The organism is Bradyrhizobium sp. RP6 (assembly GCF_003837805.1).
GTDB lineage: Bacteria > Pseudomonadota > Alphaproteobacteria > Rhizobiales > Xanthobacteraceae > Bradyrhizobium.
Map to the genome: position 1 here is coordinate 20,659 of NZ_RQIT01000011.1, position 15,467 is coordinate 36,125.

13 protein-coding genes are annotated in these 15,467 nt (G+C 65.4%); 9 read left to right on the forward strand and 4 right to left on the reverse strand.

Going from position 1 to position 15,467, the window contains the following annotated elements; all coding sequences use genetic code 11:
* Positions 1–273: 273 nt before the first annotated feature.
* The gene (locus EHH60_RS20370) at positions 274–2,439 is read left to right on the forward strand and encodes a putative bifunctional diguanylate cyclase/phosphodiesterase (RefSeq protein WP_124161235.1); all 2,166 of its coding nucleotides are present in this window, start codon (positions 274–276) and stop codon (positions 2,437–2,439) included.
* A 164-nt stretch (positions 2,440–2,603) separates the two neighbouring features.
* On the opposite strand, the gene EHH60_RS20380 is transcribed toward EHH60_RS20370, so the two are convergent.
* Together EHH60_RS20380 and EHH60_RS20385 are read right to left on the reverse strand one after the other, a co-directional pair.
* On the reverse strand, positions 2,604–3,755 hold the full coding sequence (locus tag EHH60_RS20380) for an acyl-CoA dehydrogenase family protein (protein WP_124161237.1): 1,152 nt from the start codon (positions 3,753–3,755) through the stop codon (positions 2,604–2,606).
* 170 nt (positions 3,756–3,925) lie between these two features.
* A complete protein-coding gene (locus EHH60_RS20385; RefSeq protein ID WP_124161238.1) occupies positions 3,926–4,174 on the reverse strand; it encodes a hypothetical protein in 249 nt (82 codons plus the stop codon).
* 208 nt (positions 4,175–4,382) lie between these two features.
* Between EHH60_RS20385 and EHH60_RS20390 the strand changes: the two genes are divergently transcribed.
* The 6 genes from EHH60_RS20390 (at position 4,383) to EHH60_RS20415 (ending at position 10,867) form a co-directional block, all read left to right on the forward strand.
* Positions 4,383–4,637, forward strand: a complete 255-nt coding sequence (locus tag EHH60_RS20390; RefSeq protein ID WP_199751653.1) for a DUF2933 domain-containing protein — start codon at positions 4,383–4,385, stop codon at positions 4,635–4,637.
* Positions 4,637–5,314: a methyltransferase family protein gene (locus tag EHH60_RS20395; protein WP_199751656.1), complete on the forward strand. Its 678-nt coding sequence runs from the start codon at positions 4,637–4,639 to the stop codon at positions 5,312–5,314. The genes EHH60_RS20390 and EHH60_RS20395 overlap by 1 nt, the downstream gene beginning before the upstream one ends.
* A gap of 107 nt (positions 5,315–5,421) precedes the next feature.
* Positions 5,422–6,522 carry an OpgC domain-containing protein gene (locus EHH60_RS20400; protein WP_124161240.1) on the forward strand — a complete coding sequence of 367 codons (1,101 nt, stop codon included), beginning with the start codon at positions 5,422–5,424 and terminating at the stop codon, positions 6,520–6,522.
* A 27-nt stretch (positions 6,523–6,549) separates the two neighbouring features.
* Positions 6,550–7,257, forward strand: coding sequence for an ABC transporter ATP-binding protein (locus tag EHH60_RS20405; RefSeq protein WP_124161241.1), 708 nt, complete (start codon positions 6,550–6,552; stop codon positions 7,255–7,257).
* Positions 7,258–7,262: 5 nt separating this feature from the next.
* Positions 7,263–9,626 (forward strand): ABC transporter permease, encoded by a 2,364-nt coding sequence (locus EHH60_RS20410; protein WP_124161242.1) that lies wholly within the window; start codon positions 7,263–7,265, stop codon positions 9,624–9,626.
* Positions 9,627–9,628: 2 nt separating this feature from the next.
* The gene (locus EHH60_RS20415; protein ID WP_124161243.1) at positions 9,629–10,867 is read left to right on the forward strand and encodes an efflux RND transporter periplasmic adaptor subunit; all 1,239 of its coding nucleotides are present in this window, start codon (positions 9,629–9,631) and stop codon (positions 10,865–10,867) included.
* Positions 10,868–10,902: 35 nt separating this feature from the next.
* Here EHH60_RS20415 and EHH60_RS20420 read toward each other — a convergent pair whose 3' ends face one another.
* Entirely contained in the window at positions 10,903–12,123 is a 1,221-nt protein-coding gene (locus tag EHH60_RS20420; RefSeq protein ID WP_124161244.1) for an MFS transporter, read from the reverse strand.
* A gap of 375 nt (positions 12,124–12,498) precedes the next feature.
* Between EHH60_RS20420 and EHH60_RS38690 the strand changes: the two genes are divergently transcribed.
* Together EHH60_RS38690 and EHH60_RS20430 are read left to right on the forward strand one after the other, a co-directional pair.
* The gene (locus EHH60_RS38690; protein WP_349629074.1) at positions 12,499–12,708 is read left to right on the forward strand and encodes a GNAT family N-acetyltransferase; all 210 of its coding nucleotides are present in this window, start codon (positions 12,499–12,501) and stop codon (positions 12,706–12,708) included.
* A gap of 220 nt (positions 12,709–12,928) precedes the next feature.
* Complete coding sequence (locus EHH60_RS20430) at positions 12,929–13,339, forward strand: SRPBCC family protein (RefSeq protein ID WP_124161245.1); 411 nt, start codon at positions 12,929–12,931, stop codon at positions 13,337–13,339.
* Between the two features lie 236 nt (positions 13,340–13,575).
* On the opposite strand, the gene lepA is transcribed toward EHH60_RS20430, so the two are convergent.
* Complete coding sequence (gene lepA / locus EHH60_RS20435) at positions 13,576–15,387, reverse strand: translation elongation factor 4 (RefSeq protein ID WP_124161246.1); 1,812 nt, start codon at positions 15,385–15,387, stop codon at positions 13,576–13,578.
* Positions 15,388–15,467 lie beyond the last annotated feature (80 nt).

The following is a 15,467-nucleotide window of genomic DNA, read 5'->3' on the forward strand; positions in this document are numbered from 1 at the left end:
TGCAATCGCGTGGCGATTTCGGAACGGATTTAAGCGCGCGCGCAATTTTGCGCCGGGTCGCCCATTGATTGCGGAGCCGGACTGAGTGCGACCGTGCTTGCCGCCGCAGCCGCGCCGCGCAAAGAGGCAGCAGGCTCCGCCTCGCGCGGACCGCGGCCGGGGCAAGATTACTTTTTTTTCAGACACTTGCCTCAAGACTTGCGGCCGCCGGAACGACTGGGACGAGTGAAGTTGAGTTTGGGGTCTCGAAGAACAAAAAAGCGAAAGCAAAACGTGCCTGCCCGCGCCGGCAGAAAGGCGCGCAAGCCGCGTTTCGCGTGCGCGACCCGAGACCTTGTCGAGCGCGACGAAGTCCTGCGCAGCCGCGCCGAGGCAGAAGCCGCGATTGCGGAAGCGCGCAAATCCCATGAACGCCTGCGCCAGGCCATCGATATCCTGCCGCAGGGCATCGTGTTCCTCGATGCCGAAGGCCGCTACGTCCTCTGGAACAAGAAATACGCCGAGATCTACAGCAAGACCGCCGATCTGTTCGAGGAAGGCGCGCGCCTCGAAGACACGCTGCGCATCGGCGTCGCCCGCGGCGACTATCCCGAGGCCATCGGCCATGAGGACGAGTGGATCGCCGAACGTCTGCAAAAGCTCTATCAGCCCGGTGCGCGCCACGAGCAGAGGCTGTCGGACGGCCGCGTCATCCTGATCGACGAACGCCTGACCGACGATGGAGGCGTCGTCGGCCTGCGCGTCGACATCACCGAATTGAAGCAGCGCGAGGCCTCGTTCCGCCTGCTGTTCGACGGCAATCCCGTGCCCATGATCGTCTGCGCGCTGGATGACGAGCGCATCATCGCCGTCAACGACGCCGCGGTGGCGCATTACGGCTACAGCCGGGCCGAATTCGAGAAACTGAAGATCCGCTCCCTGCAGGCCTTCGACAGCGAGCCGCCCTGGACCGCCGAGCGCTCCAGCGAGGAGCAGGCCGGGCGCACCTGGAAGCACGTCAAGGCCGATGGCGCCTTGATCGATCTTGCGATCTACTCCCGCGAACTGACCTATGCCGAGCGGCCCGCGGTGCTGCTCGCGCTGATGGACATCACCGAGCGCAAGCGCGCCGAGGCGCGGCTCGCCTTCATGGCCCAGCATGACGCCCTGACCGGCCTTCCCAATCGCAGCCTGCTACGGCAGGAGATGGACGAGATGCTGCTGCACACGCGGCGCGGCGCCGAGAAGGTCGCGCTGCTGATACTCGGGCTCGACAATTTCAAGGCGGTCAACGACACGCTGGGGCATGCGGTCGGCGACAAGCTCCTGCGCGGCGTCGCCAAGCGGCTGCGCTCCACCCTGCGCGAGGAGGATGCGCTGGCGCGCCTCAACTCCGACGAGTTCGCGATCGTGCAGAGCGGGCTGGCGCGCCCCGAGGACGCGGTGATACTGGCCAAGCGGCTGCTCGAGGCCATCGCCGATCCCTATCTGCTCGACGGCCATTCCGTGGTGATCGGCGCCTCGATCGGGATCGCGATGGCGCCGGGTGACGGCGAAGATTCCGAGAAGCTGCTCAAGAGCGCCGACATGGCGCTGTCGCGGGCCAAGCTGGATGCGCGCGGCACCTTCGCCTTCTTCGAGGCCGCGCTCGATGCGAAGGCGCAGAGCCGCCGCAAGATCGAGGTCGAGCTGCGCGACGCGATCCAGAACGACGTGCTCCGTCCCTATTACCAGCCGCTGATCGATCTCCAGGGCGGCCGCATCACCGGCTTCGAGGCGCTGGTGCGCTGGCCGCATGCCGAGCGCGGCATGGTCTCTCCGGCCGAGTTCATCCCGGTTGCCGAGGACACCGGCCTGATCAATCCGCTCGGCGGGCTGATGCTGCGCCGGGCGTGCCTCGATGCTGCGGCCTGGCCCGACGACGTCCGCGTCGCCGTCAACCTGTCGCCGCTCCAGTTCCGCAGCGGCAATCTGCTCTCGATGGTGACGGACGCGCTGAAACATTCCGGCCTACCGCCGCGGCGGCTCGAGCTCGAGATCACCGAGACGCTGCTCCTGGAGAAGAGCGCGCAGGTGCTGGCGACGCTGCACGCGCTGCGTGCGCTCGGCGTGCGCATCTCGATGGACGATTTCGGCACCGGCTATTCCAGCCTCAGCTATCTGCGCAGCTTCCCCTTCGACAAGATCAAGATCGACCAGTCCTTCGTGCGCGATCTCGGGGCCAACCGCGAGGCCCAGGCGATCATCCGCTCCATCGTCAGCCTCGGCAAGGGCCTCGGCGTCACGATCACGGCCGAAGGCGTCGAGACCGAAGCCGAGCTCAGCTGTCTCAGGGCGGAAGGCTGCCACGAGGGCCAGGGCTTTCTGTTCAGCAAGGCCCGGCCGAATGCGGAGATCATCAGCCTGCTCGCGGCGCAGCGCGGCATCGATGGCGACGAGGACGCCGCGCTGGTCGCGTGAGCGGCGGTGCTCCTTCAGAGCCATTCGTTCGCGCTCGCAAATATCTCAATGTGAGGGAGCGGGTCAGGGCTCTCTCCTCTAGGGGGCCTCGCCCGGAGGAGACACCCTCTCCCCAGCCCTCCTCCGCAAGCGGGGGAGGGAGCGCAGCACCGTTTGGGCCGCCATCAACTCCCCGCCAAGATCGCCTTCCCCACAACCTCATAATGCGTGTCGCGCGCCTGGATCTGCTGCGCGATGGCGTGCATGTCGCGGAACCGGCGCTCGAACGGATGGCTGCGGAACACCGCGGTCGCGCCGGCCATGTGATAGGCGGCGTCGACCACGCGTGCGGATTGATGGATGGTCCAGGTCGCGGCGAGGCGGACCGCGCTGCGATGTGCCGCGCTGAATTCCCCGGTCGCAGCGAGGTCGCGCCACATCGCGCCTGCAGCCGCATAGAGATAGGCGCGGGCGGCGCGCAAATCACCCTCGGTGCGGCCGATCAGCCCCTGGATGGCCTGGTTGTCGCGCATGGCGCCAGCCGCCAGCGATTGGTGCTTCTCCCGCGCCAGCGCGATAGCCGCATCCAGCGTGGCGCGCGCGACGCCGAGCGATACCGCGGCAAAGCCGAGGCTGAAGGTCGAGCCGGTGCCGATCCTGTAGAGCGCGCCTGTCTCGCGGAGCGCGGTCGGCGCGTCGCGAAACGCCGTGAAGCGCTCGGGGATGAAGAGCTCGTTCACCTCGTAGGAATCCGTGCCGGTGCCGGCGAGCCCGATCGCCTGCCAGACGTCGTGCAAGGTCGCGCGCGCTACAGGAAACAGGATGGTGCGCACTTCCGGCGATCCATCGGCATTCTTGCGCGGCACGCCGTCAGCGCCGACGATGCGGACATGCGCGCCCAGCCAGCTCGCCTGCCGCGAGCCCGAGGCAAAGTCCCAGCGCGCGGTGACGCGATAGCCGCCCTCGACCGCACGCGCCTCATGTGCGATCGCGCCCCAGGCGAGGATTCCGGGCGGGGTGTTGAATATTTCCTGCGCGGTGCCGTGGTCGAGCCAGGCTGCGATCATCGCGCAGACACTGCACTGGCCGAGACACCAGGCGGTGGACGCATCCGCCTTGGCGATTTCCTCCAGCATCTGCATGAAGACTTCCGGCGGAGCTTGCGCGCCGCCGAGGCTCTGCGGCAGTAGCGCCCGGTAGAGCCCGTTCTCGATCAGCGCGGCCACGACGCCCGGCGTCAGCCGTCGCGTCCGCTCGATCTCGTCGGCCTCGCGTGCAATCATCGGCACGATGGCGCGGGCACGTTCGACCAGCCCGGATCCGGGAGTTGCGTTCATCGCGCTTGTCCTCGCTCCTTCTATCGTGAGGAGTAAGAGACGCGATCGTGGTCCATTCCGCTGTTGGGATCAAGGCAATGCCGTTGTCATCCCGGGTCGTGCCGTGTGGGTGCGTGAGGATGACGACAGAGAATCAGACTTTCACCGTCACACATCGGCTCAGGTCAGGCCTACTTGGTCTTGTCGCCCATGTGGTGAGGCGTCGAAGTGGCGGGGCCGCCGGTGTAATGATGGCCGCCTGACTTCGCCTTGGTCGAGGCGCCGGTCGTTTCCTTCTTGCCCATGTGGTGAGGGACTTCCGTCTTCGGCCCACCGCTGTAGTGGTGACCGTTCTTTTCCTTATCCGTGGTCTGAGCCATCGCCGGCGCAGCCAGCAGCGAAACGACGCCGAACGCGACCAAGAGCTTCTTCGTGATCATGTCCATTCTCCCGGGTTGTAGAAAGAGGCATCATAAGAGGCAGTGGAAGGTTCCACTTTGAGAAAGCTCAAGCAAAGAACGTTCGCAAATCACGCGTGACCGCGGCCGCCGATGATGCAGGGCAAGTGAGGACCTGTCGGAAACTTGATGTGAATCAACGATGGTGACGATCGCGCCGCTAGGCTTCCGATAGCCGCAGGAGCGTGCCGTGACGGTGCAAGACCATTCCGGGTTTCAGGAGCGCCCGCAGGAGCGCATGTCCACCAAGGCCAAGGCCGGCCTCGCCCTGATGGGATTCCTGGGCATTGCCGGCGCGCTGCTGTTCACCGAACACCGGGCCCACGTGCTCGGGCTTCTGGTCTGGCTGCCCCTGCTCGCCTGTCCGCTCATGCACGTCTTCATGCATGGCGGGCACGGCCACCATCACGGCGGCGGCCGGCCGGACGATCAGAGGAGCGTGTGATGCACGACGCTGCGCCGGCCTATGGTCTCTGGAGTCTCGTCGTCGTCAATTCGGCGGTCTTCATCCTGTTCGCCTACAGTTTCTTCAAGCCGCAGACCTCGCGCGACTGGCGCTCGTTCGGCGCGTTCAGTGCGTTCCTGGTGGCGCTGTTCGTCGAGATGTACGGCTTCCCGCTCACCATCTACTTCCTGTCGGGCTGGCTGCAGTCGCGCTATCCGAGCGTCGACTGGTTCTCGCATGATGCCGGCCATCTGCTCGAGATGATGTTCGGCTGGAAGACCAATCCGCACGCCGGTCCGTTCCACGTCCTGAGCTTCATCTTCATCGGCGCAGGGTTCCTACTCATCGCCGCCGCCTGGAGAGTGCTGTACGACGCGCAGCAGACCCGGAGCCTCGCGACCACCGGGCCTTACAGTTACGTCCGGCATCCGCAATATGTCGGCTTCGTCCTGGTGATGTTCGGCTTCCTGCTGCAATGGCCGACCATCCTCACGCTGGCGATGTTTCCGGTCTTGACCGTCATGTACGTAAAGCTCGCGAGAGACGAGGAGCGGGACGCCAGGACGGAGTTCGGCGAAGCCTATGCGAAGTATGCCGCGGACGTCCCGGCTTTCATACCGCGCCTGAGCCGAATTCTCCGGCAGGGCTCGACCGGCGGGACCTATCGTCACGGCTGATCCTGCGATCAGCTCGCCGAGCTGGCCAATGAAGCATTTGGGAGGCGCACCAATCAGGAAAGGCAGGGCGCAGAGTGAGATCGATCGCGACCATACCGCCGGCTTTGATGAAACGGGATCTTCGGATCGACCTCTTCCGCGGCCTTTCCTTGTGGTGGATCTACATCAATCACATTCCGGAAAGCTATCTGAACAGGTTCACGCCCAAGAATTTCGGCTTCAGCGACGCGGCGGAGATTCTCGTATTTCTGTCGGGCCTTGCGTCCGGTATCGTCTACGGCGACCTGCTGCGTCGGTCCGGCTTTGCGGCCGCGAGCTTACGCATGTTGCGGCGTTCGTTCGAAATCTATGTCGCGCAGATCATGACGGTCGTGCTGTTGCTGGCCGAAGTGTCGTTTGTCGCGGCATGGCAGCCCGGCATGTTCGATCACGCCAATTTGGCCATCCTGCTGCAAGAGCCCGCGGAAACACTGCTTCAGGTGGCGCTGCTGCGCTATTCTCCGGTCAATCTCGACCCTCTGCTGCTGATGGTCATACTGCATTTCGCGCTCGTCCTCATCCTGCCGTTGACGATAGGCGCCTGGCCGCTGGCCCTGACCGGGTCCGTCGCTCTCTACGTTCTCGCCCATCAGTTTGACTGGTACATCCCGGCCTATCCGAGGGGGCAACTCTATTTCAATCCGCTGAACTGGCAGTTGCTGTTCGTGATCGGCATCTGGTGGGGGGCAAACCGCGGCGACTGGCAGCTTGCCGTTCTCAACTCCCGGGCTCTTGCCGCTCTGGCGGCGGGCTACCTGCTGTTCTCGTTCGTGATCACCCTGGGCTGGCAGATCCACGCGATCGAAGCCTACGTGCCGGGATGGCTGTCGCGTCTGATTTATCCCGTCGACAAGACCAATCTCGACATCTTGCGATTGTTGCATTTTGCCGCGCTCGCGCTGCTCTGCTGGCGCTTTCTTCCGAGCAATGCCAGCATCCTGAAAGCCAGGGCGCTGCTGCCGCTGATACGGTGCGGCGAATATTCACTGGCGGTCTACTGCGCGAGCGTCCTGTTGTCCTTTGCGGCTCATGCCCTGCTCAGCCTGGGCTCGAGCAGCCTGGCATCGCAGACGCTGCTCACTCTCTTGGGGCTCATCCTGATGAGCGCCCTGGCGATATCGCTCGCCGCAATCGATCGTGGCGTGTTTCCTGATCTCCGGCCGTTGTAACCTGAACACGAATGCGCAGGCACTTCGATGAGCGAGCCTGTCTTCACCGCCAAGGCGCTGACCAAGACCTACGTCGCAGGCGAGGTGATGGTGCATGCGCTCAGAAACGTCGATCTGGAGATCGCCGAGAAGGAGGTGGTCGTGCTGCTCGGCCCGTCCGGCAGCGGCAAGACGACATTGCTCAACATCATGGGCGGTCTCGACCGGCCGACCAGCGGCAGGCTCTACTTCCGCGATCTCGACCTGACCGATCTTCAGGACCGTGAGCTGACGAAGTATCGCCGCGACCATGTCGGCTTCGTCTTTCAGTTCTACAATCTGGTGCCGAGCCTCACCGCGTATGAAAACGTCGCGCTGGTCACCGAGGTCGCCAGAAGCCCGATGCGGCCCGCCGAGGCGCTCGCGCTGGTCGGGCTGGAGGAGCGGATGCATCATTTCCCCGCCCAGCTCTCCGGTGGCGAGCAGCAGCGCGTCGCCATTGCCCGCGCGATCGCGAAGCGCCCGGCGGTGCTGCTCTGCGACGAGCCGACCGGCGCGCTGGACTCGAAGACCGGCATTCGCGTCATCGATGCGCTGCTTGGCGTCAACCGGCAGCTCGGAACCACCACGCTCATCATCACCCACAATGCCAGCATCCAGGAGGTCGCCGACAGGGTGCTGTTCTTCGCCGACGGACGAATCTCCCGGATCCAGCGCAATGAGACCCGGCGGGATGCCGCCGAGCTCACCTGGTGACGGCCATGAGGGCGCTCGACATCAAGCTGCTTCGCGACGTCAGGCGGCTCTGGGCGCAGGTCCTCGCCGTCGCGCTGGTGGTCGGAGGCGGCGTTGCAACGCTGGTGCTCGCGGTCGGTTCGCATCGATCGCTCGAGGAGACGCGGATCGCCTATTACGAACGCTACGGCTTCGGCGACGTGTTTGCGCAGGCCAAGCGCGCACCCAAGGCGCTCGCCGGCAGGATCGGCGAGATCCCCGGCGTCGCCGCCGTCGACACCCGCATCGCCAAGCCCGCGCTGCTCGACATTCCCGGCTTTTCCGCGCCCGCCAGCGCGCACTTCGTTTCGCTGCCGGACTACGGCGAGCCGCGTCTCAATCGGCTCTATATGCGCTCCGGGCGCCTGCCGGAGCCCGGGCGTTCCGAAGAAGTCGTCGTCAACGAGCCGTTCGCCCGCGCCCACGGCTTCTCGGAAGGGGCGCGGTTCTCGGCGATCCTGAACGGCAGGAAGCGCGAGCTCGTCATCGTCGGCACGGCGCTGTCACCCGAGTTCGTCTTCACCGTCGGCCCGGGGGACCTGATGCCGGACGATCGCCGTTACGCCATCGTCTGGATGTCGGAAAAAGCGCTCGCCGGCGTCTACGATCTCGATGGCGCCTTCTCGGCGGTATCGGTCAAGCTGCAGCCCGGCGCGTCGGAGCGCGAGGTGATCGCGCGGCTCGACGCGTTGCTCGATCCGTATGGCGGCCAGGCGGCCCATGGGCGGAAGGACCAGACCTCGCACGCCTGGCTCGATCATGAGCTCGACATGCTCGACAACATGAGCCGCACCTTGCCGCCGATCTTTCTGCTGGTGGCCGCGTTCCTGGTCAATCTCACCTTGACCCGGATGGTCGCGCTGGAGCGCGAGCAGATCGGCCTGTTCAAGGCGCTGGGCTATTCCGACGGCGGCGTCATGCTGCAATATCTGAAGTTCGTGGCCCTGATCGTCGCGATCGGAATCGTCCTCGGCGGCATTGCCGGGACCTGGCTCGGATTGCGCGTCACGGCTCTGTTCGGCGACTTCTTCCATTTCCCGTTCCTGGTGTTCGCGAAGGCGCCGGACCTGTACGTCACCGCGGGCGCGCTCAGCGCGGCGGCCGCCGCCATCGGTGCGCTGCGGGCGCTGCGCGAGGTGGTGAAGCTGCCGCCGGCCGTCGCCATGCAGCCGCCGGCCCCGCCGGTCTATCGCCGACTGCTGCCGGCAAGCATCCAACTCGATCAGTTCGTGTCGCAGCCAACGCTCATGATGATCCGCAACATTGCCCGGCACCCCGTCCGCGCCGCATTCACCGCGTTCGGCATGGCGTCCGCCACGGCGATCCTGGTCGTGTCGCTGTTCACGCGCGACTCGATGGAACACCTGATCGACGTGACTTATTTTCTCGCCGATCGGCAGGACGCAACCATCGGCTTCGCCGAGAAGCGGGTCGCGAACGTGGTGGAGCAGGTGCGCCGGCTTCCGGGCGTTCTCGCCGCAGAGCCGTTCCGCGAGGTGCCGGTCCGCATTCGCCACGGCAACGTCGAACGGCGGATCGCCATCAGCGGCAGGCCCACCGACGCCGATCTCAGGCGCATCATCGACGCTGACCTCCGGCCGGTCGCGCTGCCGCAGACGGGCCTCGCGATCTCCGGCATGCTCGCTCATATCCTCCACGTCGGGCCCGGCGACACCGTCGAGCTCGATCTGCTGGAGGGCGCCCGCCGCACCGTGACGATGCCGGTCGTGGCCACCGTCGAGGATTATTTCGGCATCAGGGGGATGATGGACATCGAGGCGCTTCGCAGGCTGATGCGCGAGGCGCCCGCCGTGAACAGCGCGAATCTCAGCCTCGACGGCAACCGGGCGGAGGATTTCTACGCGGCGGTGAAGTCGATGCCGACGGTTGGCGGCGTGGCGCTGCAGCGCGCGTCGCTGGCGAACTTCCGCAAGACGGTCGCGCTGCTCGTCACCACGATGGCGAGCATCTACACCGGGCTCGCGGCCGTGATCGCGTTCGGCGTGGTCTACAACAACGCCCGGATCTCGCTGTCCGAGCGGGCGCGGGAGCTGGCGAGCCTGCGCGTGCTCGGCTTCACGCGCGGCGAGGTGCTGCGCATCCTCCTCCTGGAACTCGCCATCCTCACCGCGATCGCCCAGCCGCCCGGCTGGCTGATGGGTTATGGGCTTGCATGGGTGATGAAGACGAATCTGGCCGGCGAATTGATGCGCGTCCGCCTCGTCGTCGAGCATTCCACCTATGTCATCGCGACCTCCGTCGTGGTGCTGGCGGCCATCGCCTCCGCGGCGGTCATCCGCGAACGAATCGACAAGCTGGACCTGGTCGCGGTCCTCAAGACGCGAGACTAGCCATGCCCGCCAACTGGACCAAACGTATCATCGGCGCCGCGCTTCTGGCCGCGATTGCAGGAGGGCTGGCCTGGTTCGCCTGGCCGCGGCCGGTCCTGGTCGATCTCGCGACCGTGGCGAAGGGACCGATCGAGGTCACGGCTGACGACGATGGCAAGACACGCGTGCGCCACGTCTACACCGTCTCGGCGCCGATCGCAGGAAAGATCCTCAGGATCTCGCATCCGCTCGGCGAGCGCGGACCTTCGCTCCATGTCGGCGACGAGGTGATCGCCAATCAGACCGTCGTCGCGTTGATGCAGCCGGCGCTGCCGGGCTTCATCGATGTGCGCTCGCGCGACCAGCTCCAGGCCGAGGTCCTGGCTGCGGATGCATCCATTCTGCAGCAGGAAGCCGAGGTGAAGCGGATCGAAGCCGCGCTGGATTTTGCCAGGACCGAATTCCAGCGGGCGCAGACCTTGTTGCGCACCCAGTCCGTTTCCGCCCAGGCCCACGACAAGGCGAAATTCGAGGTCGCCACCAGCGAGGCCGCCCTGGCGAGCGCCAAGGCCCAGGTCGAGATGCGTCGCGCGGTCCGCACGAGTCTTGCGGCGCGGTTGATGGATCCGGCCAACGCCGCGCCATCGGCGGAGCCGATGTGCTGCATCCGTGTGCTGGCGCCTGCGAGCGGACGGGTGCTGAAGATCATCCAGGACAGCGAGACCACGGTCCTGCCGGGAACGCCGCTGGTTGATATCGGCAACCCGCTCGATCTCGAGGTCGTCGCCGACCTGCTCTCGACCGACGCCGTCCAGATCAAGGTCGGTGCGCCGGTGCGGATCGACGGCTGGGGCGGACCGTCCATCAGGGGAAAGGTGGTCCGTGTGGATCCCGCCGGTTTCCTCAAGGTCTCCGCACTCGGCATCGAGGAGCAGCGCGTCCGGGTCACCATCGATTTCGCCGACCCGCCCGAGACATGGGCCTCGCTCGGACACGATTATCGCGTCATCGTCCACGTGACGATCTGGAGCGCTCCGGACGCTCTGACCGTGCCGGTGAGTGCCCTGTTCCGGAGAGGCGATCAGTGGGCCGTCTTCGTCAACGACAACGGCCGCGCCAGGACGGCACTCGTCCAGATCGGCCACCGCAGCAGCCGGGTGGCCGAAGTTGTCGCGGGACTCGCCGCGGGCGACCGCGTCGTGCTGCACCCGAGCGACCGGATCGCCGACGGGGTCAGGATCGCGCAAAGAGGAGCCGAGTAGAGGCGCGTGATGGCGCGCCGACCCAATTGCTGGCGTCAGGCCGCGGCGCGGCCCAAACCGAGCGATGACCGGCGCCGCGTCGGAAAACTCAGCGCCACCGCGACGGCGGCGAGCCCGATCGCGAACGAGCCGGCGTGCAGCCATGTGTAGCGCTGGAAATTGTCGAACACGAGCCCGCCGGCCCAGGGACCGAGCGCCATGCCGAGGCTGGCGAAGGCCGACACGGCGCCGAACACGGTGCCCATGATGCGCGCGCCGAAGAATTCGCGCACCAGCACCGCATAGAGCGGCATCACCCCGCCATAGGCGAGGCCGAACACCACCGAGAGCGCGTAGAATTCGCCGAGTTGCGCCACCGCAAGATAGGTCGCGATGCACATCGCCTGCACGAACAACCCGCCGACCAGCACCGGCTTTGCACCGATGCGATCGGCCAGTGCGCCCAGCAGCAGGCGTCCGCCGAGGCCGGAGACGCCGGCGACGCTATAGACCGTCACCGCCGTGAGCGGCGCGATGCCGCACACCATTGCGTAGGACACCATGTGGAAGATCGGGCCGGAATGCGCCGCACAGCAGGCGAAATGCGCGGCCGCAAGCGCGACGAACTGCGGCGTGCGCAGCGCCTGCGCCGCTGTGAGGTCGATCCCCGGCGCCGCGTCCGCCGTCGCAGGACCGGCAGATGCCGGCGCCGGACGCACCAGGAAGCAGGCTGGGATCAGCAGCGCCCACGAAGCGATGCCGATCATCAGCATCGCGGTGCGCCAGTCATAGGTCGTGATCAGCCAGCTCGCGGTCGGCGCGATCGTCACCGGCGAGACGCCCATGCCGGCGGAGACCAGCGCCACCGCAAGGCTGCGGTTCTTCTCGATCCAGGCGCTCGCGAGCGCCATCATCGGCGCGTAGAAGCTGCCGGCGGCGATCCCGATCAGCACACCGAAGCAAAGCTGGAACTGCCACAGGCTTGTTGCCTGGCTCGCGGTGACGAGGCCGAGCCCCAGCAGAACGCTGCCTGCGAGAACCACGATGCGGGTGCCGAACCGATCCGACAGCGTGCCCCACAGGAACGCGGCAAATCCCATGCAGAGGAAATCCAGCGTCGCCGCCGCCGACACGCCTGCGCGCGACCAGCCCATCGCTTCCGAGATCGGCTGCAGGAACACCGCCAGCGACAGCATCGTGCCGAACCCGACGCAAGTCATCAGCGCGCCCGCGGCGACAACGACCCAGCCATAGTCGAAGCGTGACGGTTTGATCATGCGTTTCCTCGCGCTGTTGGTTTTGTTGGTGATGCGCGCGGGGGATGGTGGCCTATCGGGCCGCGAAGGGCAAGGCGCGCGGAGCGTTTGTACGTCGCCTCGCGAGAACAATTGCCGGTTTCTGATATTATCGCCAGCGACGCGATCCTTGGGGCCAGTAGATGACCGAAGCCATCATCCGCGCTGCCGTCGAACATGATCTGCCCGAGGTGTTGAGCCTCTACCGGCACCTGCATCCGCACGATCCTGCGTTGGAGAGGGCCGATGCCCAGCGGGTCTGGTCGCACTTGCTAGCATCCGGCTTCACGACGGTGATCGTGGCGCAGGCAGCGGAACTGCTGGTCGCTTCTGTCGCGAGGCGGCCGGCCGTACGGAGTGATCGAGAACGTCGTCACCCATGCCGACTACCGTCGCCACGGGCTTGGCCGACGGGTTCTTGCGCGTGCCCTGGAAATCGGCTGGCAGGCCGATTGCTACAAGGTTCTATTGGCGACGGGCTCGAAACGAGAAAGCACGCTCCGCTTCTACGAGGGAGCAGGCTTTGAGCGGGGAGGCAAGACTTACTTCGAAGTCCGCTGCCCGTAGCGTCTGATCGTCCGCTTGGGCGATGGGTTTCCGCAAGAGCTCATCTCTCCTCCGAGCTATTCCAGCCGCAATTTTTTCTGAATATTGACGGCTGGACCATGTCGGCACGGACGGGTCCTGCCCGTCCTTGGTTGGAGACATCCCGGAAGGGCCGCTGAAGGCCCCGTCGGGAAGCTATGTCATCCCCTCGACTCTCTGAAATCGAACTGGAGCAATGCCCATGAGGATCACTGTCGAAACCACCGTCGCAGCCCCCATCGATCGGGTCTGGCACGCCTATACGACGCCCGCCGACATCGTGAAGTGGAATGCGGCGTCCGACGACTGGCATACGACCAGGGCGACGGTCGACCTGCGGGAAGGCGGCGCTTTCTCGTCCCGGATGGAAGCCAAGGACGGCAGCATGGGCTTCGACTTCGCCGGCACCTACACGAAAATCGTCGAACACAAGCGGATCGAATACGCGTTCGGCGATCGGAAGGCCGAGGTCGAGTTCGTACCCGGCCCGAACGGCGTTGTCGTCCGCGTCGTCTTCGACGCCGAAACCACGCACTCGGTCGAGCAGCAGCAGGGCGGCTGGCAGGCGATCCTCGACAATTTTGCGCGATACGTCGAGGCGAAGAAGGTGTGATCGTTCAGGAAGCGGACTGTTGACGGAATGCCTGCATCACGCACCCTGAGATGATGCCACCATACCCCTGTTTTGCCCGACGGGTCAAGCCGACTTCGTAAAATCGGAAAAACGCAATGCCGCCAACGGGGCGGCTACTGTGCATGGGGTTGTTTTCGCACTTTTTTGTTTGCGGCGCTGGAGAGCGCCCTGTTTGCCGGCCCCGGAGACCGGGCCGGCCCGTCCCGAGCGTCGCCTCAGCTATCCACCTTCAGCGCGGCAATGAACGCCTCCTGCGGGATGTCGACCTTGCCGAACTGCCGCATCTTCTTCTTGCCTTCCTTCTGCTTCTCCAGAAGTTTTCGCTTACGCGTGATGTCGCCGCCGTAGCATTTTGCGGTGACGTCCTTGCGCAGCGCGCGCACCGTCTCGCGGGCGATCACCTTGCCGCCGATCGCCGCCTGGATCGGAATCTGGAACATGTGCGGCGGGATCAGCTCCTTCATCTTCTCGACCATGGCGCGGCCGCGGCCTTCGGCGCGGGTGCGGTGGACCAGCATCGAGAGCGCATCGACCGGCTCGGCATTGACCAGGATCTGCATCTTGACGAGATCGGCCGGCTTGTAGTCGGTCAGGTGATAGTCGAACGAGGCGTAGCCCTTAGAGACCGACTTCAGGCGGTCGTAGAAGTCGAACACGACCTCGTTGAGCGGCAGGTCGTACTTCACCATGGCGCGGGAGCCGACATAGGTGAGCTCCTTCTGCGAGCCGCGGCGGTCCTGGCACAGCTTCAGCACGCTGCCGAGATATTCGTCGGGCGTCATGATCGTGGCCTCGATCCAGGGCTCCTGGATCTCGGCGATCTTCACCACGTCGGGCATGTCGACGGGATTGTGGATCTCGAGCTCGCTGCCGTCGGTCAGCTTCATCTTGTAGATGACGCTCGGCGCCGTCGCGATCAGGTTGAGGTCGAATTCGCGCGACAGCCGCTCCTGGATGATCTCGAGGTGCAACAGGCCGAGGAAGCCGCAGCGGAAGCCGAAGCCGAGCGCGGCGGAGGTCTCCATCTCGAAGGAGAAGCTGGCATCGTTCAGGCGCAGCTTGCCCATCGCCGCGCGCAGCGTTTCGAAGTCGTCGGCATCGACCGGGAACAGGCCGCAGAACACCACGGGGATCGCCGGCTTGAAGCCCGGCAGCATCTCCGTAACAGGTTTCCTGTCGTCGGTGATGGTGTCGCCGACGCGGGTGTCGGCCACTTCCTTGATCGCGGCGGTGATGAAGCCGATCTCGCCGGGGCCGAGCTCGTCGACCTGCTGCATCTTCGGCGTGAAGAAGCCGACCCGCTCGACATCGTAGGCCGCGCCCGTGCCCATCATGCGCACGCGCTGGCCCTTCTTCATGGTGCCGTCGACGATGCGCACCAGGACGACGACGCCGAGATAGACGTCGTACCAGCTGTCGACCAGCAGGGCTTTCAGCGTGGCGTCGCGATCGCCCTTCGGCGGCGGCAGGCGCGTGACGATGGCCTCCAGCACGTCGGGGACGCCGAGGCCGGTCTTGGCCGAGATCATCACCGCATCCGAAGCGTCGATGCCGATGACGTCCTCGATCTGCTGCTTGACCTTCTCCGGCTCGGCGGCGGGCAGGTCGACCTTGTTCAGGACCGGGACGATCTCGTGATTGTTGTCGAGCGCCTGGTAGACGTTGGCGAGCGTCTGCGCCTCGACGCCCTGGCTGGCGTCGACCACCAGGAGGGAACCTTCGCACGCAGCCAGTGACCGCGAGACTTCGTAGGCGAAGTCGACATGGCCGGGCGTGTCCATCAGGTTGAAGATGTAGTCCTTGCCGTCCTTGGCGCGGTACTGAAGGCGCACCGTCTGCGCCTTGATGGTGATGCCGCGCTCGCGCTCGATGTCCATGGAATCGAGCACCTGCTCCTTGCCCGCCATCTCGCGGTCGGAGAGGCCGCCGGTCATCTGGATCAGGCGGTCGGCCAGCGTCGATTTTCCATGGTCGATATGGGCGACGATGGAGAAATTGCGGATGTTGGAAATGGGGACGGTCGTCATGGGCGCGGGATACCACTCACATTCCCGTGCGGCAACCATATTGCTGTATTTTCAGGGTCTTTCTTCACGCCAAGCTGATT

What these genes read in the sequence shown, in the direction of transcription:
- EHH60_RS20420 (WP_124161244.1), bottom strand. Translation starts at nt 12,123, where the DNA reads ATGATCAAACCGTCACGCTTCGACTATGGCTGGGTCGTTGTCGCCGCG.
- EHH60_RS20400 (WP_124161240.1), top strand. Translation starts at nt 5,422, where the DNA reads ATGAAACGGGATCTTCGGATCGACCTCTTCCGCGGCCTTTCCTTGTGG.
- EHH60_RS20395 (WP_199751656.1), top strand. Translation starts at nt 4,637, where the DNA reads ATGCACGACGCTGCGCCGGCCTATGGTCTCTGGAGTCTCGTCGTCGTC.
- EHH60_RS20405 (WP_124161241.1), top strand. Translation starts at nt 6,550, where the DNA reads ATGAGCGAGCCTGTCTTCACCGCCAAGGCGCTGACCAAGACCTACGTC.
- lepA (WP_124161246.1), bottom strand. Translation starts at nt 15,387, where the DNA reads ATGACGACCGTCCCCATTTCCAACATCCGCAATTTCTCCATCGTCGCC.
- EHH60_RS20385 (WP_124161238.1), bottom strand. Translation starts at nt 4,174, where the DNA reads ATGATCACGAAGAAGCTCTTGGTCGCGTTCGGCGTCGTTTCGCTGCTG.
- EHH60_RS20410 (WP_124161242.1), top strand. Translation starts at nt 7,263, where the DNA reads ATGAGGGCGCTCGACATCAAGCTGCTTCGCGACGTCAGGCGGCTCTGG.
- EHH60_RS20380 (WP_124161237.1), bottom strand. Translation starts at nt 3,755, where the DNA reads ATGAACGCAACTCCCGGATCCGGGCTGGTCGAACGTGCCCGCGCCATC.
- EHH60_RS20415 (WP_124161243.1), top strand. Translation starts at nt 9,629, where the DNA reads ATGCCCGCCAACTGGACCAAACGTATCATCGGCGCCGCGCTTCTGGCC.
- EHH60_RS20430 (WP_124161245.1), top strand. Translation starts at nt 12,929, where the DNA reads ATGAGGATCACTGTCGAAACCACCGTCGCAGCCCCCATCGATCGGGTC.